This is a genomic window from Streptomyces sp. S186 (assembly GCF_051603415.1).
Classification (GTDB): domain Bacteria; phylum Actinomycetota; class Actinomycetes; order Streptomycetales; family Streptomycetaceae; genus Streptomyces.
On record NZ_CP193932.1, the window covers coordinates 1,950,758 to 1,973,055 of the forward strand.

Genomic DNA, 22,298 nt, shown 5'->3' on the forward strand with positions numbered 1-22,298 from the left:
CGGCAGAGTTTCAGGAGATACGGATGACGGGCGCCACGATCTGGCTGACCGGTCTGCCGAGCGCGGGCAAGACGACCCTCGCGCGTGCGCTGGCCGACCGGCTGCGCGGCGAGGGCCACCGCATCGAGGTGCTCGACGGCGACGAGATCCGCGAGTTCCTCTCCGCGGGCCTCGGCTTCAGCCGCGAGGACCGGCACACCAACGTCCAGCGGATCGGCTTCGTCGCCGAACTGCTGGCCCGCAACGGCGTGAAGGTCCTGGTCCCGGTGATCGCCCCGTACGCGGACAGCCGCGAGGCGGTGCGCAAGCGCCACCAGAGCGAGGGCACCCCGTATCTGGAGGTGCATGTCGCCACTCCGGTCGAGGTGTGCTCCGAGCGCGATGTGAAGGGCCTGTACGCCAAGCAGGCGGCCGGCGAGATCTCCGGCCTGACCGGTGTGGACGACCCCTACGAGGCGCCCGCGGCACCGGACCTGCGGATCGCGTCGCACACCCAGACCGTGCGGGAGTCCGCGGCGGCGCTGCACGCGCTGCTCGTCGAGAGGGGGCTGGCGTGAGCACCGCGGCTTCGATTTTTTCCGAGGAATCCGAGGAATCGGCCAACCCGTACGCGCTGTCGCACCTGGACGCCCTGGAGTCCGAGGCGGTGCACATCTTCCGCGAGGTGGCGGGCGAGTTCGAGCGGCCGGTGATCCTCTTCTCCGGCGGCAAGGACTCCATCGTCATGCTGCACCTGGCGCTGAAGGCGTTCGCGCCGGCGCCGGTGCCGTTCGCCCTGCTGCACGTGGACACCGGGCACAACTTCCCCGAGGTCCTCGACTACCGCGACCGCGCCGTGGCGCGGCACGGCCTGCGGCTGCACGTCGCCTCCGTGCAGGACTTCATCGACCGCGGCGAGCTGCGCGAGCGCCCGGACGGCACCCGCAATCCGCTGCAGACCGTGCCGCTGCTGGACGCCATCGAGAAGAACCGCTTCGACGCGGTCTTCGGCGGCGGCCGCCGCGACGAGGAGAAGGCGCGCGCCAAGGAGCGGGTGTTCTCGCTGCGCGACGAGTTCGGCGGCTGGGACCCGCGCCGGCAGCGGCCCGAGCTGTGGCAGCTCTACAACGGCCGGCACTCGCCCGGCGAGCATGTGCGGGTCTTCCCGCTCTCCAACTGGACCGAGCTGGACGTCTGGCAGTACATCGCCCGCGAGAAGATCGAACTGCCCGCCATCTACTACGCCCACGAGCGGGAGGTCTTCGCCCGCGGCGGGATGTGGCTGGCGCCCGGTGACTGGGGCGGCCCGAAGGACGGCGAACGGCTGGAGCTCCGGCAGGTGCGCTACCGCACCGTCGGCGACATGTCCTGCACCGGCGCCGTCGAGTCGGACGCGGACACCATCGAGGCCGTCATCGCGGAGATCGCCGCCTCGCGCCTCACCGAGAGAGGCGCGACGCGAGCCGACGACAAGCTCTCCGAGGCGGCCATGGAAGACCGCAAGCGCGAGGGGTACTTCTGATCATGAACTCCACCCATGTTGTTGAGGGCGTGGTGGACGCGGGCCCGACCTCGCTGCTGCGCTTCGCCACCGCCGGCTCCGTGGACGACGGCAAGTCGACCCTGGTCGGCCGGCTGCTGCACGACTCCAAGTCGGTGCTGGCCGACCAGCTGGAGGCGGTCGAGCACGCCTCCCGGAACCGCGGGCAGGAGGCGCCCGACCTGGCGCTGCTGACGGACGGGCTGCGCGCCGAGCGCGAGCAGGGCATCACCATCGACGTGGCCTACCGCTACTTCGCCACCCCGCGCCGCCGCTTCATCCTCGCCGACACCCCCGGACACGTGCAGTACACCCGGAACATGGTGACCGGGGCCTCCACCGCCGAGCTGGCCGTGGTGCTCGTCGACGCCCGCAACGGCGTGGTCGAGCAGACCCGCCGGCACGCCGCGGTCGCCGCCCTGCTGCGCGTCCCGCATGTCGTCCTGGCGGTCAACAAGATGGACCTGGTCGGTTACCAGGAATCCGTCTTCGCGGCGATCGCCGAGGAGTTCACCGCCTACGCGGGCTCGCTGGGCGTTCCGGAGGTGACCGCGATCCCGATCTCCGCGCTGGCCGGCGACAACGTCGTGACGCCGTCGGCCACCATGGACTGGTACGGCGGGCCGACCGTGCTGGAGCACCTGGAGACCGTGCCGGTGGTCGCCGACCCGTCGGACGAACCGGCCCGCTTCCCGGTCCAGTACGTCATCCGCCCGCAGTCCGCCGAACACCCCGACTACCGCGGCTACGCGGGCCAGGTCGCCTCCGGCGTGCTGCGCGTCGGCGACGCCGTCACCGTCCTGCCGTCGGGCCGGACGAGCACCATCGAGGGCATCGACGTGCTCGGGCACAGCGTGGACGTCGCCTGGGCGCCGCAGTCGGTGACCGTCCGGCTCGCCGACGACCTCGACGTCTCCCGCGGCGACCTGATCGCCCCGGCCGACGTGGCGCCGCCGGTCACCCAGGACGTCGCGGCCACCGTCTGCCATGTCGCCGACCGGCCGCTGACCGTCGGGCAGCGGGTGCTGCTCAAGCACACCACCCGCACCGTCAAGGCGATCGTGAAGGAGATCCCGTCCCGGCTGGCCCTGGGCACTGCGTCATTGCGGGGGACGACCCCCACACCCCCGACCGACTCCCAGCACCCGGCCCCCGGCGAACTGGCCGCCAACGACATCGGCCGGGTCGTGCTCCGCACCGCCGCGCCGCTGGCGCTGGACGCCTACGCGGACTCCCGGCGCACCGGCTCCTTCCTGCTGATCGACCCGGCGGACGGGACCACGCTGACCGCGGGCATGGCGGGCACCGCCTTCGCGGAGGCGGCCGGGGCCCCCGCGCCGGAGGCGGCGGACGACGAGGGATGGGACTTCTGATCATGCGCGGGGACGTGTTCTCGACCTTCGCGAAGGAGGGCGGCCGCGTGGGCAGCGGGGCCCTGGGGAGCGGACAGGGCGGAGTCGGCCGATGTGCGTGCTGACGATGCCCGACTCCGTACCCCCCACGCCCTCGGTCCGAAGATCCGCCATCTCGCCGGGCGCGCCGTAACGAGGCGCGTACTGCCCCGGCCTTCCGAGAGGAACACCTCCCGTGACCGCCGTTCGTCATCGCCTCCTTGCCGCCGCCACCGCCGTCCCGTTGCTGACCGTCGCGCTGGGGGCCTGCGGCTACGGCTCCCAGGCCCCGAAGGACACCGCGGCCGGCGTCGCCCCGAAGGGCCCCAAGGTCGACGGGCTCGACCAGGTCAGGATCGGCTTCTTCGGCAACACCACCCACGCCACGCCGCTGGTCGGCCTGCAGACCGGCCTGTTCCAGAAGGAGTTGGGCGGCACGGCGGTGCGGTCCTCGGTCTTCAACGCCGGCCCCGCCGAGATCGAGGCGCTCAACTCCAACGCCGTCGACATCGGCTGGATCGGCCCCTCCCCCGCGATCAACGGCTATGTGAAGTCGCACGGCAAGAGTCTGAAGATCATCGCCGGTTCGGCCTCCGGCGGTGTCTCGCTGATCGTCGACCCCAAGAAGATCAAGAGCCTGGACGACCTCAAGGGCAAGACGCTCGCGACCCCGCAGCTGGGCAACACCCAGGACGTCGCCCTGCTGAACTTCCTCGCCGGCAAGGGCTACAAGGTCGACGCCACCAGCGGCAAGGGCGACGTCACCGTCCAGCGCATCGACAACAAGGTCGTCCCCACCGCCCTCAAGCAGGGCAGCATCGACGGCGCCTGGGTCCCCGAGCCCACCGCCTCCAAGCTCGTCGCCGCGGGCGGCCGGCCGCTGCTGGACGAGAAGAAGCTGTGGAAGGACGGCAAGTTCGTCATCACCAACATGATCGTCTCGCAGCGCTTCCTCAAGGAGCATCCGAAGGCGGTCGAGGCGGTGCTGCGCGCCTCGGTGCGGACCAACGCCTGGATCCGTTCGCACCCCGCCGAGGCGGTCAAGGCGCTCAACGAGAAGCTCGCCGATCCGACGATCGCCGGCAAGCCGCTCCCCGACGACGTCATCGACCCGGCGTTCAAGAACGTCGACATCACCGACGACCCGCTGGCCGCCACGCTCCAGGAGGAGGCGGACCACGCCGTCAAGGCAGGGCTGCTGAAGCAGCCCGACCTCAAGGGCATCTACGACCTCACCCTGCTGAACAAGGTGCTCAAGTCCGAGGGCAAGCCGCCGGCCGACGACGCCGGCCTCGGCGGCAAGTGACCCCGGCCCCCCGATCTCCCAGGAGGTGACACCGATGACGACCAGCACGCTCACCAAGCCCGCCCCGGCGGACGCCGGCACCGCCGGTCCGTACGCCGCTCGCATCCACCATGTCTCGAAGTCGTTCGGCCGCCCCGGCGCGCGACAGCAGGTGCTCGACGACATCGAACTCGACGTCGCCCCCGGCGCGTTCGTCTGCCTCCTGGGGGCCTCGGGGTGCGGAAAGTCCACCCTGCTCAGCCTGGTGGCCGGCCTGGACGCGCCGACCTCCGGCACCATCGAGACGCCCGGCGGCCGGCCGGCGCTGATGTTCCAGGAGCACGCGCTGTTCCCGTGGCTGACCGCGGGCCGCAACATCGAACTGGCGCTGCGGCTGCGCGGCGTGCCACGCGCGGAGCGCCGCGAGGAGGCCGAGCGGCTGCTGGAGCTCGTCCGCCTCAAGGGCGCGTACGGCAAGCGGGTGCACGAGCTGTCCGGCGGGATGCGCCAGCGGGTGGCGATGGCCCGGGCGCTCGCCCAGAACAGCCGACTGCTGCTGATGGACGAGCCGTTCGCCGCCCTCGACGCGATCACCCGCGATGTGCTGCACGACGAGCTGACCCGGATCTGGCAGACCCAGAACTCCGGCGGCTCCGGCGGCTCCGGCGGAAGCAGCCTCTCCATCCTCTTCGTCACCCACAACGTCCGTGAGGCGGTGCGGCTCGGCGAGCGGGTCGTGCTGCTCTCCTCCCGCCCCGGCCGCGTCGCCCGGGAGTGGCAGGTGGACATCCCCCAGCCGCGCCGCATCGAGGACTCCGCGGTCGCCGACCTGTCCGTCGAGATCACCGAACAGCTCCGTGGGGAGATCCGCCGCCATGGCCAGCACTGAGACCACCTCCTCCGCCGCCGCCGCGAAAAGCCCCGGCGACGCCCCCACCGGACCGTCCACCACCCAGGCCACCGGTTCGCCGGACGCCGCCGACGACGGCTCCGGGCCCGAAGCGGCCACCAGGGCCGGCACCGAGGCCGCCGGCCCCGGAGACCTCGCCGGTCTGGAGGCCGGACTCGACGCGCTCGACTCCGCCGTGGTCGCCCGGCAGCCGTGGCTGCGCACCACGCTGTCAAAGGCGTTCCCTCCCCTCATCGCGATCGTGATCGTGCTGGCGCTGTGGCAGCTCGCCTACCACCTCCAACTCAAGCCGCACTACCTGCTGCCGAGCCCGCTCGACGTCTTCCGCTCGCTGCAGCAGAAGTGGTTCGAGGGCACCCTGCTGGACTTCGTGTGGACCAGCGTCTCCCGTGGCGCACTCGGCTTCGTGGCGTCGGTCGCCCTCGGTACGGTGCTCGGCCTGATCGTGGCCCGCATCAGGCCCGTACGCGCCGCGATCGGCCCGATCCTGAGCGGGCTGCAGTCCCTCCCCTCGGTGGCCTGGGTCCCGGCGGCGATCATCTGGTTCGGGCTGAGCGACGCCACCATCTACGCGGTGGTGCTGCTCGGGGCCGTCCCCTCGATCGCCAACGGGCTGGTGTCCGGTGTCGACCAGATCTCTCCTCTCTATCTGCGCGCCGGCCGCAGCATCGGCGCGACCGGCCTGACCGGCGTCCGCCATGTGCTGCTGCCCGCCGCACTGCCCGGCTACCTCGCCGGCCTCAAGCAGGGCTGGGCCTTCTCCTGGCGCTCCCTGATGGCCGCCGAACTCATCGTCAGCGCGCCCGATCTCGGCACCGGCCTGGGCCAGCTCCTGGAGCAGGGCCGGGAACTCCAGGACATGTCCTGGGTGTTGTCCGCGATCCTGCTGATCCTGATCGTCGGCATCGGTATCGAGCTGTTGATCTTCGCCCCGATAGAACGCCGGGTGCTGCGCACCCGCGGCCTCCTCGTCAAGAGCTGAAAACCATGAGCACCCGTCCCTCTCTCCTCGTCATCGCCCACGGCAGCCGCGACCCCCGGCACGCCGCGACCGTCACCGCGCTGTGCGCGCGGGTCCGGAAGCTGCGGCCCGGGCTGCGCGTGGAAGTCGGCTATCTCGACTTCAACGCGCCCCGGGTGCCCCGGGTGCTGGAGCGCCTCTCGGCCGAGGCGGAGGGGCGGCGCGACACGCCTCCGTTCCAGGGTCGCGTCGGGCGACGGGAGGGCGAACGGGACGTGGTGGCGCTTCCGCTCCTCCTCACTCGCGCCTTCCACGCGAAGTCCGACATCCCCGCGGTGCTGCAAGAGGCCGCCGCACGGCTGCCGTTGCTGACCGTCCATCAGGCCGACGTGCTCGGCCCCTCCCGCCTCCTGACCCACGCCCTGGAGCGCCGGCTGGAGGAGGCCGGGCTGCGGCCCGAAGACCGCCGCTCGACCGGGGTCGTCCTGGCCTCGGCGGGCTCCTCCGACCCGGAGGCGATCGCAGTGATCGCTGACATCGCGCGGGAGTGGCGGCGCACCGCCGAATGGTGTGCCGTGCGGCCTGCGTTCGCCTCCGCCTCTCTGCCCCGTACGGCCGACGCCGTGCGGGCCCTGCGGGACGAGGGCGTCCAACGGGTGGCCGTCGCCCCGTACGTCATCGCGCCGGGCTTTCTGCCGGACCGGATCGCCGACGGTGCCCGCGAGGCCCGCGCCGACATCCTCGCCCCCGTGCTCGGCGCCGCTCCCGAGCTGGCCCGGCTGCTGCTGCGCCGCTACGACCAGGCCGTCCGGGCCCGCGCCCGGGGCGGCCTGACGGCGCTCACCGCCTGAGGCAAGGCCACCCGGCGGCGCCCCGCTCCCGGCCCGGCCGGACCCGGCTCATGTCACCATGGCGACCGCCTTCCCCGGGGGTGTGTCGGCGCGCCCCTTCTCGTAGACCGTGAGCCCCCGCGCCAGGTGCAGGGGCACCAGCAGCAGCTCCACGACCAGGGCCTTCCAGGCGTAGACGACGTTGACCGCCTTGGTGGCGTAGGCGCACGGGATGTTCACCAGCACGCCCCACAGGGGCAGTCTGCGGCGCCGGGCGGCGTACACCAGGGGTGGCAGCGTCAGCAGGAGGTCGGCTCCGGCCCACCACACGAGGGCGGCCGGCGGTGACGCCCCCGTCGTCGCGGTGAGCAGGAACGGGGTGACCCACCACAGCGGCGCGGTGAGGATCTCGAACAGCGCGAGCAGCACCCAGACCGCCAGCAGGGGCTTGCGGACGAGGAGCGGGCCGAGGTGGAGCCGGACGTTCTGGCAGAAGCCGGCCATCCAGCGCTTGACCTGTTTGCGGAAGTAGGTGAGATTCTCCGGGTCGGCGGCGAGGGCGACCGCGTCGGAGACGTAGACCGCGCGGCGGCCGGCGATCTGCCGGGACCAGGTGTAGTCCATGTCCTCGACGATGGTGCGCTCGGGAAACCCGCCGCAGGCCACCAACTCCGCGCGGCGGAAGACCGAGCAGCAACCGGAGCAGACCATGGGGCTGTCGGCAAGGGCCTGGATGGGGCGGTGGAAGTGAAACCCGAAGAGGTACTCGGTGGAGCGGCCCCGCTCCCAGACGGTGCGGGTGTGGCGGGTGCGCACCGTGCCCGCGGCGACGGCGACCGCGGGGTCGTCGAAGGCCGGGAGGACCCGTTCGAGGTAGTCCGGGGCGAGGACGGTGTCGGCGTCGACGGCCAGGACGAGGTCGGTGGTGCACCGCGGCAGGGCGTAGTTCTGTGCCCGGGCCTTGCTGCCGAGGTTGCGCGGCGGGCGGAGCACCGTGACGCCGTGTGCGGCGGCTACTTCGCCGGTGCGGTCGGTGGAGGCGTCGTCGACGACCAGGATCCGGTCGGGCGGGACGGTTTGCCGGGCGAGGGACGCCAGCGTGGCCGGCAGGCCCTCCTCTTCGTTGTGGGCCGGGACGATGACGGTGACGGTGTGCATGGCGGGCTCCCCCCTGTCGTGCGGACCGCGCCGGCGACGACGCAGACCAGTCCGATGACTCCGTAGACGATGGTGCTGATGCCGAGAATCGGCGTGACTCCGTGCATGTCTTCGACGGTAGTCACGCCCGGCCGTCCACGGTTCCGGAGGAAGCCTCCTGTGGATATCCCGCCGCGGGGGAAAGCGCGTTGGGCGGCCCGGAGCACGGCGACGCCGGCCGCCGCGCCCCGTGGGGGCGAGCGCGACGGCCGGCGTGCGGAGCCGAGCGGCCCGAGCCGCTACTTCCCGATCTTCAGCAGCTTGTTGGGCGTGCCCTGGCCCGGGTTGCTGATCTTGTCCGGGGTGGCCCCGTCCGTCAGCGCCTTCTCCACGTCGGCCGGCTTGGCGTCCTTGTGGTCGGCCAGGTAGAGCGCGGCGGCACCCACGACGTGCGGGGTCGCCATCGACGTACCGGAGATGGTCTTGGTGGCGTCGTCGCTGCCGTTCCAGTCCGAGGTGATGTCGGAGCCCGGAGCGTAGAGGTCCACGACGCTGCCGTAGTTGGAGAAGTCGGACTGCTGGTCGTCCTTGGTGCTGGAGGCGACCGTGATGGCCTCCTTGACCCGCGCCGGGGAGCCCTGGCCCGCGTCGGTGGACTCGTTGCCGGCCGCGACGCCGAAGGTGACACCGGAGTCGATGGCCTTCTTCACGGCCGCGTCGAGCGCCTCGTCCGCGCCGCCACCGAGCGACATGTTGGCGACCGAGGGGCCCTTGTGGTTCTTGGTGACCCAGTCGATACCGGCGACGACCTGCTCGGTGCTGCCGGAGCCCTGCCCGTCGAGCACCTTGACGGCGACCAGCTTGACCTTCTTGGCGACGCCGTGGGCGGTGCCGCCGATGGTGCCGGAGACGTGGGTGCCGTGGCCGTTGTCGTCCTCGGCCTTGTTGCTGTTGTCGATCGCGTTGAAGCCGTAGGAGGCGCGGCCGCCGAAGTCCTTGTGGCTGATGTGGATCCCGGTGTCGATGACGTAGGCGGTGACGCCGTCGCCCGCGCTGTCCGGGTAGTTGTACTTGCCGTCGCCCTTGGTGTCGGTCTGGTCGATCCGGTCCAGGCCCCACGACGGCGGGTTCTCCTGGGTGCCGTCGACGTGGAAGGTGTGGTTCTGGACGACCTTGTCGACGGCCGGGTCGGCGGCGAGGTGCTTGGCATCCTCGGCGGACATGCCCGTGGTCGAGAAACCGTCGATGGCGGAGGTGAAGGTCCGCTTGACCTTGCCGCCGTACTTCGCGGCGAGGTCGCCGCTCTCGGCGGCACGCACCGAAGCGGACTTCTTCAGCAGCACGATGTAGCTGCCCTTGACGGCGCCCTTGGCCTCGGCACCGTAGATCTTGCCCTCGGCGGCGGGCGACGCGCCCGCGGTGACCGCAGTGACGGCGGCGATACCAGTGGCGGCAACGGCGGCGGATATCGCCGTCACGAGCCGCTTCTTGCTGGAACGCTTGTGAGCCATGGCGAGGGTTCTCCTCGTTCGTGGTGTGGGGGGAAGCGCTGCGCATAGCCCGAAGGACCCGAAGATCCGGACCGGGCTGGTTCGAAACCCTGTCGGATTGACGAGTGCAATTCAAGGGCCGTCGAGCCGTGTGAGATTCACAACAACCCTCCATAAATACAAAAGACCGCGGAACCCCCCAAAGCGAACGGTTGAGTTGACGAACGAGGACTCAACTCCGTTTACATTTACGCAATGTAGAGCGACGGCTGACAATTCGTTTGCTCGTTCAACCGTCCCTCTATGACAGGCTCGCGCCTCGCAAGAGCCGTATACCGGCGGTTACTTGGGCGGAAGCCGGGCCTCGATCGGATCCGCGGCCCGTCGGCTGCCACCCTTCTCCGCCACGCCCCTCCGCCATCTCCCCACAAATCCGCCGCAGCCTCGCGGCCACCTCCGGATCACCGGTCAGCGCGCACACCGCGTCCCCCAGCGCCCGCGCGGTCACCCCTCCCTTCGACAACTGCCGGGCGACACCCGACGCTTCCACCGGCGGGCCAGGAGCGGGGCCGGGAACGCGGCGCTGTCATGGAGGACGAGGTCCGGGGTGTCGTCCTCGTAGGCGGCGGCGAGTTGCGGCAGTGCCTGGATCGCGTCGCCGAGGAACGGTCGAGGTGGTCGAGGAGTTCGACTTCGCCGGCCTTCGGGTTCTCTGGGAGTGGCGCTGGGGCATGCCCGGGAAAGCGTGCGAGACGATACGACTCGTGCAACCGTAAAAGCGCCAGAGTCCGAAAAGCCGCCGGGCCGGAGCGCCGGCAGGCGCCCACCTCATCCGGTAACGCCTGCCGCACCGCAGGGACTTGAGACTGCGGGCGGACGGGCGCCGAGCCGCCAGCCGGCACCTGGGAGACTGGGCGCGAGAACGCACCTCAGGAGGCAGCCCGATGACCGAACCCCGTACCGCCTTCACCGAGGCGCGCGCCCGGGAGGTGCTGGCCGCGGCCGGGCACCCGGAGGCGGCGGCGGACGCGCGGCTGCTCGCGCTCGGCGAGAACGCCGTCTTCGCGCTGGACGAGCGCGGCGTGGTCGTACGGGTCGGCCGAAGCCCCGAACTGCTCGCGCGCGCCGAGCGGGAACTGGCCGTGGCCCAGTGGCTGGCGGCCGAGGACGTCCCGGCGGTGCGGGCCGCGGAACCGGCCGCCCGGCTCGTCGACGGGCATCCCGTCACCTACTGGCGGCAGCTGTCCGAGGCTGTGCGGCCCGCCGGGCCGCGGGACCTGGCCGAGCTGCTGCGGCGCGTCCACGCGCTCCCCGAGCCGCCGTTCGCCCTCCCCCGGCGGGAGTTGCTGGACGGTGTGGAGCGGTGGCTGCGGCTGGCCGGCGATGCGGTGTCACCGGCCGACGCGGAGTATCTGCGCGGGCGGCGGGACGCCTTCGCACTGGCCGCGACGGCGCTGGAGCCGCATCTGCAGCGCGGCCCGATCCACGGCGATGCGCTGCCCCGCAACGTCCACATCGGGCCCGACGGGCCCGTCCTCGTCGACCTGGAGACCTTCTCCTCGGACCTGCGTGAGCACGACCTGGTGGTGATGGCGCTGAGCCGGGACCGCTACGGGCTGGGCGCGGACGCCTATGACGCCTTTGTGTCGGTGTACGGGTGGGACGTCCGGGACTGGGAGGGCTGCGCCGTCCTGCGCGGGTCCCGGGAGACCGCGAGCTGCGCCTGGGTCTCCCAGCACGCGCCCGGGAACCCGGCCGCCCTCAAGGAGTTCCGGCGCCGGATCGCCTCGCTGCGCGAAAAGGACACGGCGGTCCGGTGGTACCCGTTCTGAGGGCGGCCCGGCGGCCCACGGGCGCGCGCCGTCAGCGCTGATGCGGGATCAGCGGCCAGGCCGGCTCGACCCTCGCCTCCGGGTCGCCGGAGCGGCGCAGATACGCCTGGAACGACGCGGCCTGCTCGGCGGCGGCCCGCTCCTGGAGTGTGTGCAGGGCGCGCGGTGACGGCAGGGCGACAGCCGGGTACTTCTCGCCGATGCGGCGGGCCACCCCGGCCGCGGCGACCGCGTCGGCGCCCGCCTCGTGCGCGCCGTCGAGCCGTACGCCGTAGTGCCCGCAGAGCGCTTGGAGCGCGCGCCTGCCCTTGCGGTAGCGGTCCACGTGCTTGTCGAGGACGAGCGGGTCGATGACCGGGGACGGCGGGCGGCCGAGCCGGTCGGTCAGGGTCGGCACGCCGTGGCGGCGGCACTCGCGGTCGAGCAGCGAGAGGTCGTAGCGGGCGTTCATCACCACCAGGGGTATGTCCGCGCGGAGGACTTCGGCCAGTGCCTCGGTGATCTCCGCTATGGCGCTCGCCGGCGCACGGCCGTGCTCCTGGACATGAGCGGTCGAAATGCCGTGAATGCGGGCGGCTTCCTCGGGAATCGGCACGCCCGGATCGAGCAACCAGGACTGTGTGCCGGCCACCCGGCCGTCCGCCTCCAGCCGGATCAGCGCGGCCGTGACCACGCGGTCGTGCTCGATGTCCGTGCCGGTGGTCTCCAGGTCGAAGCCGGCCAGCAGCTTCTGATGCCAGCTCATGCCGCGCCCCCGCTCCGCCCGGCCCCGCACGCGCGTCGTACGCGCCCTTCCCCGACGCTCCCCCGGCGCTTCGCCGGGAAGCCCCCCACGCTGCGCTGACTCATGCGGCCTCCTTCGGTGGTACCTCCCCCGTGTCCGAACACTCTCCCACGCGCCACTGACAACGGACCGGGCCGCCCGCTCCGGCCGCCAACCGACGACCGGTTCAGGAGACCGGCCGGGAGTCCGCCCAGACGCTCTCGAACTCCTCGCGGTAGATCTCGAAGAGCCCGTGGTCGGCCTCCCGCCCGTCGCGGGCGTCCTGGCGGACCACCTCGCGGCTGCCGCCGCGCAGCACGAACACCGGGGACTCCATCCCGCGGCTCTTGCGGAGGTAGGGCTGGACGACGGCCAGGCCGTCGGGCCCGTCGCCGTCGACGAGGTAGGCGGTGAAGCGCGGGGTCTCGTCGAAGACCTGGATCTCGAAGGCGCCCGGGTCCCGGAGCCGGGCCCGGACCCGCCGCATGTGGAGGATGTTCATCTCGATGGAGCGGCTCATCTCGCCCTTCTTCAGGCCGATTTCGCGCTCCCGGCGGCGGACCGCGCTGCTGGCCGGGTTGAGGAAGAGCAGCCGGACCCGGCAGCCGGACTCGGCGAGCCGGACCAGCCGGCGGCCGGAGTAGTTCTGGACCAGCAGGTTGAGACCTATACCCACCGCGTCGAGGCGGCGGGCGCCCCCGAAGAGGTCCTCGGCGGGCAGCTGGCGCTGGAGCCGCACCCGGTCGGGGTGCACACCCACGACGTCGGCGTAGCGGTCGCCGACGAGGTCCTCCACGGCGTCGATGGGCAGCCGCCCGGAAATACGGGTCCCGGCGCCGGAACCGAGGATGTCCAGCAGCCGGGCACTGGCCCGCTCGGCCTGGGCCAGCACGGTCTCGGACAGCGCGCGGTTGCGGGAGACGATGTTGCGGGCGACCTCCAGCTCGTCCAGGACCAGCTCGACCTCCCGGCGGTCGTCCACGTAGGGCTCGAAGCAGGGCCAGTGCTGGACCATCAGCTCGCGCAGCTGCGGGAGCGTCAGGAAGCTGACGATGTTGTCGTCGGCGGGATCGAGGAGATAGCCCTTGCGGCGGCTGACCTCGCGGACCGCGACCGCGCGCTGGACCCACTCCTGGCCGGCGGGCCCGGCCGCCGCGATGACCCACTCGTCGCCGTGCACCGGCTCGTAGACGGGACGCAGCACGGCCGCGACGACGGCCCGCAGACGCTGCTCGACGAGATTCAGCCAGATATAGGCGCGTCCGGCCCGGCGGGCCCGGGTGCGCACCTCGCTCCAGGCGTCGGCCCCCCAGTCCAGTTCCGCGCCGATCTCCAGCGGTCGGGCGAGGGACACCGTGCCGGGCGGTGCGTCCATGGAGCCGCCCTCGTGCCCCTCATGACTCTCGTCACCAGGCGGCAACTCCAGCCCGCCGCTCACCTGCCACCGCCTTCCGAACCCCCGTGCCAACGATCAAGGCAGACTACTGCGGCGCGGGGGGCGGTGCAGCAGGATGCATCGAGTCGGATGCCAACTCCCCTTGCACATACTGCCGGTTGTGACCGGAAAGCACGGCCGGAGTGAGCGGATTCATAGCCACGGCACGGGACGGGGGCGCATTCCGGCCCACGCGATGGAGTGTTCCGGCGGCGGCCCGTTGACACCGCGCCACGGGCCCGGCAGGGCGCGGACGCCGTGATTGGCCGGGGCACCACTGGCGAACCGCGCGTCTCTCCGGTAGTCCGCGGGAGAGCGTCGCCTTCGAGGCGACCGCACCGCTCCCCCGCCCGCGTCGGCCGTCCGTGCCGGCGGCCCGCCCCCCCCGATCGGCGCACCGGGATCCGACAATCCGACATCGCCGAAGATGAACCACCGTCCAGCGGAATTCACGCAAAAAGATCCCGTTATCCGGCACTTTGGGACACGTTGGTGAAGGATTTCCGATTCGGTCCGCGGACGTGTGTCGTGGAGCCGCCGCCGCCCCGTAGAGAAAGTGGAAGAGTCTACGCATGCAGGTCTGGCCGGGACAGATGTATCCGTTGGGTGCCACCTACGACGGTGCGGGCACCAACTTCGCGGTGTTCTCCGAAGCCGCCACACGCATCGAGCTGTGTCTGCTGCACGACGACGGCTCGGAGACCGCCGTCGAGCTGCGCGAGTCCGACGCCTTCGTACGGCACGCGTACCTGCCGGGGGTGATGCCGGGGCAGCGCTACGGCTTCCGGGCGCACGGCCCCTACGAGCCGGAGCGCGGGCACCGCTGCAATTCCGCCAAACTCCTCCTCGACCCGTACGCGCGGGCGATGAGCGGCGTGATCGACTGGGACGAGGCGGTCTACGGCTACCACTTCGGCCGCCCCGAGGTGCGCAACGACCTCGACTCCGCGCCGCACACCATGGCGTCGGTGGTGGTCAACCCGTACTTCGACTGGGGAGACGACCGTCCGCCGCGGACCGCCTACCACGAGACGGTGCTCTACGAGGCCCACGTGAAGGGCCTGACGATGCGCCACCCCGAATTGCCGGAGGAACTGCGCGGCACCTACGCGGCGCTGGCGCACCCGGCGGTCATCGACCACCTGACGGAGCTGGGGGTCACCGCCCTTGAGCTGATGCCGGTGCACCAGTTCGTCCAGGACCACCGGCTGGTGGACGCCGGGCTGAGCAACTACTGGGGCTACAACACCATCGGCTTCTTCGCCCCGCACAACGCCTACGCCTCCTGGGGCGACCGCGGGCAGCAGGTGCTGGAGTTCAAGACCGCGGTCCGGGCGCTGCACCGGGCGGGCATCGAGGTCATCCTCGACGTCGTCTACAACCACACGGCCGAGGGCAGCCACCTGGGGCCGACGCTGTCCTTCCGGGGGCTGGACAACGCCTCGTACTACCGGCTGTCGGACGACCGCCGCTACTACACGGACACCACGGGCACCGGGAACTCCCTGCTGATGCGCAGCCCGCACGTGCTCCAACTGGTGATGGACTCGCTGCGCTACTGGGTGCAGGAGATGCGGGTGGACGGGTTCCGGTTCGACCTGGCGGCGACGCTCGCGCGGCAGTTCCACGAGGTGGACCGGCTGTCGTCGTTCTTCGACCTGGTGCACCAGGACCCCGTGGTCAGCCAGGTGAAGCTGATCGCCGAGCCGTGGGACGTCGGGGAGGGCGGCTACCAGGTGGGGAACTTCCCGCCGCTGTGGACGGAGTGGAACGGCAAGTACCGGGACACCGTGCGGGACCTGTGGCGCGGTGAGCCGCGCACACTGGCGGACTTCGGGTCCCGGCTGGCCGGTTCGTCCGACCTCTACCAGGAGGACGGGCGGCGGCCGCTGGCCTCGGTCAACTTCGTCACCTGCCACGACGGTTTCACCCTGCGCGACCTGGTCTCGTACAACGACAAGCACAACGAGGCCAACGGCGAGGACAACCGGGACGGCGAGCGCTGCAACCGGTCGTGGAACTGCGGGGCCGAGGGGCCGACCGACGACCCCTCGGTGCGCCGGCTGCGGCTGAGGCAGATGCGGAACTTCCTCGCCACGCTGATGCTGTCGCAGGGCGTGCCGATGCTCAGCCACGGCGACGAGTTCGGGCGCAGCCAGCGCGGCAACAACAACGCCTACTGCCAGGACAACGAACTGACCTGGGTGCGGTGGCCGGAGCCGGGGGCGGCGGGCGCCGGCGGGGCGGAGGACGCCGACGGGGCCGAGGAGTTCGACGGGGCAGGGCCGGAGACGCCGGTGGCCGCCGAGCGGGAGGAGGAGCGGGCACTGCTGGCATTCGTCCGGCAGATGGTGTGGCTGCGCCGGGACCACCCGGTCTTCCGGCGGCGGCGGTTCTTCCAGGGGCACCCGATGGAGGGCACCCGGGACGAGCTGTCCGACATCGCTTGGTTCACCGCGGCCGGCACGGAGATGGGCACCCGCGACTGGCAGTCCGTCCACGCCAAGTCGCTGACCGTCTTCCTCAACGGCAGCTCGATCTCGGAACCGGGGCCGCGCGGCGAGCCGGTCACCGACGACTCGTTCCTGCTGATGTTCAACGCCCATGACCAGGAGAAGGAGTTCACGGTGCCGGAGCACCTGGGCCGGCAGTGGCAGGTGGTGGTGGACACCGACCGGCCGGAGGCGGCGGCGGAGGGCCGGGGCGCCAAGGTCAAGGGCGGCGACCGGCTGACACTGATCGGGCGGAGCCTGCTGGTGCTCCAGCGGCCGGCCTGAGCGGTCCGCTGCGGGCCTCGCGGCGGCCGCGAGGCCCGGGGTGCGCAGGGAGCCGGTGCGCGGTCCGCAGCGGCCCCCCTGCGGGGCCGGGAGGCGCGTACGGGCGCGGTGGGCCGGGCGCCGGCGCGGGTGGTGAGGGCGACGGCGAGGACGAGCGCCGCGGCGCCGACGGCGACCGCGAAGGCGGCGGACGGGCCGTCGGCGTCGGCGAGCCGGCCGGCGCCACGGCCTGGCCGCCGACCACCGCACTGGTGAGGAACGCCATCGACTCGGCCGGCCGGGTGGCCGGCACCAGCCGTTCGGTGAGTCCGAAGAGGGTGATCAGGGGGGCGGGCGGGAAAGGACACGACGGGCAGCAGCGGCCCGCTCAGGGCGAGCACCCGGCGACAGGTGACAGCGGCGGTCATCACAAGAAGCCATCCGCCGGCCCGGCGCGATCCGTACCGTCGGTACGCACGAAGCGCTACCCGGGAGCGGCCTTCCGGCTCGGACGACAACACGACCGGCGGGACGGCCCGGGATGACGCGACCCGATGACAGAACGGGCCGCCGGCGGGGTACGGGTGTTCCCATGATGCAGCCTTCGAGTACGTCGCCGACCGCCACCTACCGGCTGCAGCTCCAGCCGGACTTCCCGTTCGCCGCCGCCGAACGAGCGGTCCCCTATCTCGCCGCACTCGGAGTGTCCCACCTGCACCTCTCCCCCGTACTGGAGGCGGTGCCGGGCTCCACCCACGGATACGACGTGACCGGCCACGCGACGGTGCGCGCCGAACTGGGCGGCGAGGAGGGGCTGCGGGCACTGGCGGCGACGGCCCGGGCGCACGGCCTCGGACTGGTCGTCGACATCGTGCCCAACCACATGGCGGTGCCCTCGCCGGTGTCACTGAACGGGCCGCTGTGGGAGGTGCTGCGCGACGGCCCGGCATCGCGGTACGCGCGCTGGTTCGACATCGACTGGGACGGCGGCCACGGGGGGCGGCTGCTGCTGCCCGTCCTGGAGGGGCGGATCGGGGACGAACTTCCCCGCTTCCGGGTCGAAGGGCCGCTGCTGCACTACGGGGAGCAGGTCTTCCCGCTGCGCCCCGGTACGGAGCGGCTGCCCTTGCCGCGTCTCCTGGAGGCGCAGTGGTACCGCCTCGCCTGGTGGCGGCTGGCGCGTACCGAGCTCAACTACCGGCGTTTCTTCACCATTTCGCAGCTGATCGGGGTCCGCGCCGAGGACCCGGAGGTGTTCGCCGCGACGCACGCGACGGTGCTGCGGCTGGTCCGGGAGGGCGTCGTCGACGGGCTGCGGGTCGACCATCCGGACGGGCTGGCGGATCCGGGCGGCTATCTGGCGTGGCTGCGGGCCGGGACCAAGGGCTGCTGGACGGTGGTCGAGAAGATCCTGACCGGCGCGGAGCGGCTGCCGGGCACCTGGGCGTGCGCCGGCACCACGGGCTATGACGCGCTGCGCCACATCGACGGGCTGTTCGTCTGCCCGCAGGGCTCGGGGCGGCTCTTCTCGCACTACCGGGACTTCGTCACCCCGTTGGCCGACGAGGGCGGCGACTGGGAGGAGACGGTGCGCCGGTCCGCCTACGAGGTCGTCGAGCACGAGCTGGCGGCAGAGGTGGAGCGGCTGGTGCGGACCGCGGCCCGGATCGCCGAGCGGGTGCCCCGGCCGGGCGACCACGCACCCTGGGCGCTGCGGCAGGCGGTGCGGGAACTACTGGTGCGACTGCCCGTCTACCGGCCCTACACCGCTGACACCACGGACGTCGCGCGGTCCGCGGCGGACGCGGCGATGCTGGGCGACGCGGCGGCACGGGCCCGGGCCACCTTCCGGGTGCCGGAGGAGGCCGCGGCGGTGGATCTCGTCCACGACCTGGCGCTGGGGCGGTTCGCCGACGGTGGGGAGGACGGCGGGGGCGGCCCGGGCGACGGGGACGGTGCGGCGGGCTCCGCGGCCGCGGACCGGAACGACACGGCCCTGGATGACGCGGACCGGAACGCCGTCAACCGCGAAGTCGCGGACTTCGCGGCGCGTTTCGCGCAGACCGCGTCCGCGCTGCACGCCAAGTCCGTGGAGGACACCGCCTTCTACCGCTATCCGGTGCTGCTGTCGGCGTGCGAGGTCGGCGGCGATCCCGGGGAACCCGCGCTGGGGCCCGGGACGTTCCACGAGTACTGCGCGCGGCTGCAGCGGGACTGGCCGGAGAGCGGCACGGCGCTCTCCACGCACGACACCAAGCGCAGTGCCGATGTGCGGGCACGGATCGCGGTGTTGTCGGAGTGCCCGGACCGGTGGCGGGATGTGCTGGGTGCGGTGGCCGACGGGAGGGAGGTCGCGGACGATGTGGTTCCGGTGGATCCGATGGTGGCCTGGACGGCCTGGCAGACCGCGTTCGGGCTCGGCGCGTCCGCCGCCGGGGGCCGGGCGGCGGAGCGTCTGACGCCCGCGGTCCTCAAGGCGGTGCGGGAGGCCGGGCTGCGCACGACCTGGACGGAGCCCGACGCGGTGTACGAGGAGGCGGTGGCGGAGTTCGTCCGCAGTGGGCCGTGCGGCCCGGCGGCCGGCCGGCTGGCCGCCCTGGAGGCCGAACTCGCCCCGCACATCCGGGCGAACGTCCTGGGCGCCGCGCTGCTGCACCTCACCATGCCGGGCGTCCCCGACCTCTATCAGGGCACCGAGCGGGAGTACGCGGCGCTGGTCGATCCGGACAACCGGCGGCCCCCGCGGTTCGTGCCGGAGCTGCTCGCGGAACTGGACGGCGGTGCCGCGCCGGCCGGCCCGTCCGCCGAGAAGCTGCGGCTGACGACGGCCGCGCTGCGGCTGCGGCGGGCGCACCCGGAGTGGTTCGGCGCCGCCTCGACGTACGAGCCGCTGGCCGCGGAGGGCCCGGCGGCCGAGCACTGTGTGGCCTTCGTCCGCGGCGGGCAGGTGGTGACGGCGGTGACCCGGCTGTCGCTGCGCCTGCGGGAGACCGGCGGCTGGTGGGACACCGTGCTACGGCTGCCCGCGGGCGGCGCCTGGCGGGAGCTGCTCACCGGCCGCACACTGGCGGGCGGCGCCGCAGTGGGGGTGGACACCCTGCTGACGGAGTGGCCGGTGGCCCTGCTCGTACGGGAGGAACGGCGACGGTCGGCACGGGCCGAACGGCGGGAGGACGAGCGGGAACGGGAACAGCGGACGAGGACAGCCAGCGAGTGACGCCGGCGGTGCGGGGGCTGCACCAGCAGTGACAGTGCGCCGCGACGGGACCGCGGAGGCGCGCGCCATGCCGCCGGGCAGGGCGCCGTTCCTCAGCGCTCGGGGCGGTCCTGGCGCTCCCGACGCCCCTCTTGGCGCTCCGTCAGAACGTAGTCCACCTGTCCGAATCTGATGTGGTCGCCGGGCCCCACCGGTATCTCGCCCACCAGGCGGCGGCCGTTGACGCAGGTGCCGTTGGTGGAGCCGAGGTCGCGCAGCATCCAGCCGGTGCCCTCGCTGCGCAGCTCGGCATGGTTGCGGGAGACCGTCTCGTGGTTGAGCCGCAGGCCGACGCCCGGGGCCCGCCCGATCAGCAGCGGGAACGGACCGGGCTCCGGCAGCAGCAGCTTCGGCAGTCGCTCCGTGCGCCACGCCCTGCGCACCCGGATGTGGAACGCCGACACCCGGCCGACCATCCGCAGCACCAGTGCCTGCACCTTGCCGCGGCTCTCCAGATCCGCGGTGGCGGCCGCGAGTTCGGAGTGCTGCTGGGCGGCCAGGACGAGTTCCAGCCGGCGCAGGAAGGTGTCCTGGGACAGCCGACCGTCCGCCGCGCCGTCGCGCAGCAGCTCAAGGGCGCGTTCCCGGTCGGCGTCCGAGGGCCGCGCGGGGAACTGGAGCGAAGTCATGGGGTGATTCTCCGACCTGCGGTGAGCCGGTGTCCAGGCGATGTCGGTGCCCCGCCGCACCGCGTCCTTCCGTCCGGGGCGGCGGCGTGCTTTCGTCGTCGGGAAGCGGGTCCGCGGGGGCCTTCGGGTGTACGGGGCCGGCCGGGGCCGGAGTGACGAAGGAGGACAGGCGTGCTGTTCGAGGTATGGGCGCCGGACGCCGACGGGGTCGCGCTCCAGTGGGCCGGCGAACGGTCGGACGAGCCGCCGGTCCCCCTGGAGCGCGATCCCGTCCGCCCCGGCTGGTGGCACGCGGAGACCCCGGCCGGCGACGGCGACCGCTACGCCTTCCGGCTCGACGGCGGCCCGCCGCGGCCGGACCCACGCGCCGCCCGGCTGCCGGACGGCCCGGGCGGGCCCGGCGCGGTCGTCGAGCACGCGCGGTTCGCCTGGCGGCACCCCTGGCCCGGCCGGCCGCTGCCCGGCGCCGTCCTCTACGAACTGCACATCGGGACGTACACCCCCGAGGGCACCTTCGATGCGGCCGCGGCCCGCCTCGGCCACCTCGCCGACCTCGGCATCACCCATGTCTCCCTGATGCCGGTCTGCCCTTTCCCCGGGCGGCACGGCTGGGGCTACGACGGGATCGCGCCCTGGGCGGTGCACGAACCGTACGGCGGGCCCGACGGTCTCAAGCGGTTCGTGGACGCCGCGCACGGCCACGGGCTCGGTGTCGTCCTCGACGTCGTCCACAACCACCTCGGCCCGTCCGGCAACCACCTCCCGGAATTCGGCCCGTACTTCACCGACGCCCACCGGACGCCCTGGGGGGCCGCGGTCAACCTCGACGCCCCCGGTTCCGACGAGGTCCGCCGCTATCTCATCGGGAGCGCGCTCGGCTGGCTGCGCGACTACCGCGTCGACGGGCTCCGGCTGGACGCCGTGCACGCCCTGCACGACGGCCGCGCCCAGCACTTCCTGGCCGAACTCTCCGCCGCGGTGGACGCGCTCGCCGCCCAGCTGCGCCGCCCGCTGTTCCTGATCGCCGAGTCCGACCGCAACGACCCCCGTACCACGGCGCCGCGGTCGAGCGGCGGCCTCGGCCTGCACGCCCAGTGGAACGACGACTTCCACCATGCCCTGCACACCGCGCTGACCGGTGAATCCCACGGCTACTACGCCGACTTCGCGCGCGCCCCGCTCGCCGCCCTCGCCAAGACCCTGACCGGCGGCTTCTTCCACGACGGCGACCACTCCAGCTTCCGCGGCCGCCGGCACGGCGCACCGCTCGACCTGCGGACCACCCCGCCGCACCGGCTGCTCGCCTACGCCCAGACCCACGACCAGATCGGCAACCGCGCGTACGGCGACCGGCTCACCGCTACGCTCTCCCCCGGCCTGCTCGCCTGCGCCGCGGCGCTGGTGCTCTGTTCCCCGTTCACCCCGATGCTCTTCATGGGCGAGGAGTGGGGCGCGCGGACGCCGTGGCAGTACTTCACCGACCATCCGGACCCGGAGCTGGCGGAGGCCGTACGGGCCGGCCGGCGTCGAGAGTTCGCCGCACAGGAGAGCGGCGCGCCGCACAAGGACGGCGCAGCCCCTTCGGACGGCGCGACGCACGGGGACGGCCTCGGCGCCGACTGGCCCGACCCGCAGAACCCGGCCACCCGCGACCGCTCCGTCCTGGACTGGTCCGAGCGGTCCGCCGAGCCGCACGCCGCCCTGCTGTCGTGGTACCGCGCCCTCCTCGCCCTCCGCCGCACCCACCCCGCCCTGACCGACCCCGACCCGTCCCGCACACAGGTCGCCTACGACGGGACGGCCCGCTGGCTCCTGCTCCGCCGCGGCCCCCTCCACCTGGCCGTCAACCTCGCCCCCGACTCCACGGCCACCATCCCCCTCGCCCCGTCCACCCCACCCACCCTCTCCGTCTTCCACGCCCCGGCGGGCTGGCCGCACCCTCTACTCCCGGACGACGACGGGGTGTTGCACCTGCCCGGGGAATCGGTGGCGGTGGTGATCGGGGCGGGGTGGGGAGGTGGGTGAGGCGGGGCTGGGGATGTGGGGGATGTTCCCTAGGGGACGCCTGGGCCCCCTGCGGGTTCCCAACGCCCGGACGGGGATG

The 22,298-nt window shown here is 72.7% G+C and carries 16 protein-coding genes; 11 read left to right on the top strand and 5 right to left on the bottom strand.

Going from position 1 to position 22,298, the window contains the following annotated elements; translation table 11 throughout:
• The first annotated feature begins 23 nt into the window (after positions 1-23).
• The 7 genes from cysC (at position 24) to ACRAS8_RS08400 (ending at position 6,917) form a co-directional block, all read left to right on the top strand.
• A complete protein-coding gene (gene cysC / locus ACRAS8_RS08370) occupies positions 24-557 on the top strand; it encodes an adenylyl-sulfate kinase (protein ID WP_438485316.1) in 534 nt (177 codons plus the stop codon).
• Positions 554-1,501, top strand: a complete 948-nt coding sequence (cysD, locus tag ACRAS8_RS08375; protein ID WP_438485317.1) for a sulfate adenylyltransferase subunit CysD — start codon at positions 554-556, stop codon at positions 1,499-1,501. The genes cysC and cysD overlap by 4 nt, the downstream gene beginning before the upstream one ends.
• Before the next feature lie 2 nt (positions 1,502-1,503).
• Complete coding sequence (locus ACRAS8_RS08380; RefSeq protein WP_438485318.1) at positions 1,504-2,892, top strand: sulfate adenylyltransferase subunit 1; 1,389 nt, start codon at positions 1,504-1,506, stop codon at positions 2,890-2,892.
• A gap of 214 nt (positions 2,893-3,106) precedes the next feature.
• Positions 3,107-4,216: an aliphatic sulfonate ABC transporter substrate-binding protein gene (locus ACRAS8_RS08385; RefSeq protein ID WP_438485319.1), complete on the top strand. Its 1,110-nt coding sequence runs from the start codon at positions 3,107-3,109 to the stop codon at positions 4,214-4,216.
• Between the two features lie 34 nt (positions 4,217-4,250).
• The gene (locus ACRAS8_RS08390; RefSeq protein ID WP_438485320.1) at positions 4,251-5,084 is read left to right on the top strand and encodes an ABC transporter ATP-binding protein; all 834 of its coding nucleotides are present in this window, start codon (positions 4,251-4,253) and stop codon (positions 5,082-5,084) included.
• Entirely contained in the window at positions 5,071-6,087 is a 1,017-nt protein-coding gene (locus ACRAS8_RS08395) for an ABC transporter permease (protein WP_438485321.1), read from the top strand. The genes ACRAS8_RS08390 and ACRAS8_RS08395 overlap by 14 nt, the downstream gene beginning before the upstream one ends.
• A gap of 5 nt (positions 6,088-6,092) precedes the next feature.
• Positions 6,093-6,917: a sirohydrochlorin chelatase gene (locus ACRAS8_RS08400; protein ID WP_438485322.1), complete on the top strand. Its 825-nt coding sequence runs from the start codon at positions 6,093-6,095 to the stop codon at positions 6,915-6,917.
• 48 nt (positions 6,918-6,965) lie between these two features.
• On the opposite strand, the gene ACRAS8_RS08405 is transcribed toward ACRAS8_RS08400, so the two are convergent.
• Both ACRAS8_RS08405 and ACRAS8_RS08410 read right to left on the bottom strand, forming a co-directional pair.
• On the bottom strand, positions 6,966-8,054 hold the full coding sequence (locus ACRAS8_RS08405) for a glycosyltransferase family 2 protein (protein ID WP_438485323.1): 1,089 nt from the start codon (positions 8,052-8,054) through the stop codon (positions 6,966-6,968).
• Positions 8,055-8,332: 278 nt separating this feature from the next.
• Positions 8,333-9,544: a S8 family peptidase gene (locus tag ACRAS8_RS08410; RefSeq protein WP_438485324.1), complete on the bottom strand. Its 1,212-nt coding sequence runs from the start codon at positions 9,542-9,544 to the stop codon at positions 8,333-8,335.
• Positions 9,545-10,467: 923 nt separating this feature from the next.
• Here ACRAS8_RS08410 and ACRAS8_RS08415 point away from each other — a divergent pair.
• Positions 10,468-11,355 carry an aminoglycoside phosphotransferase family protein gene (locus ACRAS8_RS08415; RefSeq protein WP_438485325.1) on the top strand — a complete coding sequence of 296 codons (888 nt, stop codon included), beginning with the start codon at positions 10,468-10,470 and terminating at the stop codon, positions 11,353-11,355.
• Positions 11,356-11,386: 31 nt separating this feature from the next.
• Here ACRAS8_RS08415 and ACRAS8_RS08420 read toward each other — a convergent pair whose 3' ends face one another.
• Together ACRAS8_RS08420 and ACRAS8_RS08425 are read right to left on the bottom strand one after the other, a co-directional pair.
• On the bottom strand, positions 11,387-12,100 hold the full coding sequence (locus ACRAS8_RS08420) for a 3'-5' exonuclease (protein ID WP_438485326.1): 714 nt from the start codon (positions 12,098-12,100) through the stop codon (positions 11,387-11,389).
• 205 nt (positions 12,101-12,305) lie between these two features.
• Positions 12,306-13,493, bottom strand: coding sequence for an SAV2148 family HEPN domain-containing protein (locus ACRAS8_RS08425; protein ID WP_438490386.1), 1,188 nt, complete (start codon positions 13,491-13,493; stop codon positions 12,306-12,308).
• Between the two features lie 632 nt (positions 13,494-14,125).
• Here ACRAS8_RS08425 and glgX point away from each other — a divergent pair.
• The gene (gene glgX, locus ACRAS8_RS08430) at positions 14,126-16,330 is read left to right on the top strand and encodes a glycogen debranching protein GlgX (protein WP_438485327.1); all 2,205 of its coding nucleotides are present in this window, start codon (positions 14,126-14,128) and stop codon (positions 16,328-16,330) included.
• A gap of 571 nt (positions 16,331-16,901) precedes the next feature.
• On the top strand, positions 16,902-19,526 hold the full coding sequence (treY, locus tag ACRAS8_RS08435) for a malto-oligosyltrehalose synthase (RefSeq protein WP_438485328.1): 2,625 nt from the start codon (positions 16,902-16,904) through the stop codon (positions 19,524-19,526).
• 92 nt (positions 19,527-19,618) lie between these two features.
• On the opposite strand, the gene ACRAS8_RS08440 is transcribed toward treY, so the two are convergent.
• On the bottom strand, positions 19,619-20,194 hold the full coding sequence (locus tag ACRAS8_RS08440; protein WP_438485329.1) for an FHA domain-containing protein: 576 nt from the start codon (positions 20,192-20,194) through the stop codon (positions 19,619-19,621).
• A gap of 171 nt (positions 20,195-20,365) precedes the next feature.
• On the opposite strand from ACRAS8_RS08440, the gene treZ reads away from it, so the two are divergent.
• Positions 20,366-22,219 carry a malto-oligosyltrehalose trehalohydrolase gene (treZ, locus tag ACRAS8_RS08445; protein ID WP_438485330.1) on the top strand — a complete coding sequence of 618 codons (1,854 nt, stop codon included), beginning with the start codon at positions 20,366-20,368 and terminating at the stop codon, positions 22,217-22,219.
• The last annotated feature ends 79 nt before the right edge of the window (positions 22,220-22,298 follow it).

Coding starts and splice junctions, on each gene's coding strand:
- cysC (WP_438485316.1), top strand. CDS start 24: ATGACGGGCGCCACGATCTGGCTGACCGGTCTGCCGAGCGCGGGCAAG.
- ACRAS8_RS08380 (WP_438485318.1), top strand. CDS start 1,504: ATGAACTCCACCCATGTTGTTGAGGGCGTGGTGGACGCGGGCCCGACC.
- ACRAS8_RS08390 (WP_438485320.1), top strand. CDS start 4,251: ATGACGACCAGCACGCTCACCAAGCCCGCCCCGGCGGACGCCGGCACC.
- ACRAS8_RS08395 (WP_438485321.1), top strand. CDS start 5,071: ATGGCCAGCACTGAGACCACCTCCTCCGCCGCCGCCGCGAAAAGCCCC.
- ACRAS8_RS08400 (WP_438485322.1), top strand. CDS start 6,093: ATGAGCACCCGTCCCTCTCTCCTCGTCATCGCCCACGGCAGCCGCGAC.
- ACRAS8_RS08405 (WP_438485323.1), bottom strand. CDS start 8,054: ATGCACACCGTCACCGTCATCGTCCCGGCCCACAACGAAGAGGAGGGC.
- ACRAS8_RS08410 (WP_438485324.1), bottom strand. CDS start 9,544: ATGGCTCACAAGCGTTCCAGCAAGAAGCGGCTCGTGACGGCGATATCC.
- ACRAS8_RS08415 (WP_438485325.1), top strand. CDS start 10,468: ATGACCGAACCCCGTACCGCCTTCACCGAGGCGCGCGCCCGGGAGGTG.
- ACRAS8_RS08420 (WP_438485326.1), bottom strand. CDS start 12,100: ATGAGCTGGCATCAGAAGCTGCTGGCCGGCTTCGACCTGGAGACCACC.
- ACRAS8_RS08425 (WP_438490386.1), bottom strand. CDS start 13,493: ATGGACGCACCGCCCGGCACGGTGTCCCTCGCCCGACCGCTGGAGATC.
- glgX (WP_438485327.1), top strand. CDS start 14,126: ATGCAGGTCTGGCCGGGACAGATGTATCCGTTGGGTGCCACCTACGAC.
- treY (WP_438485328.1), top strand. CDS start 16,902: ATGATGCAGCCTTCGAGTACGTCGCCGACCGCCACCTACCGGCTGCAG.
- ACRAS8_RS08440 (WP_438485329.1), bottom strand. CDS start 20,194: ATGACTTCGCTCCAGTTCCCCGCGCGGCCCTCGGACGCCGACCGGGAA.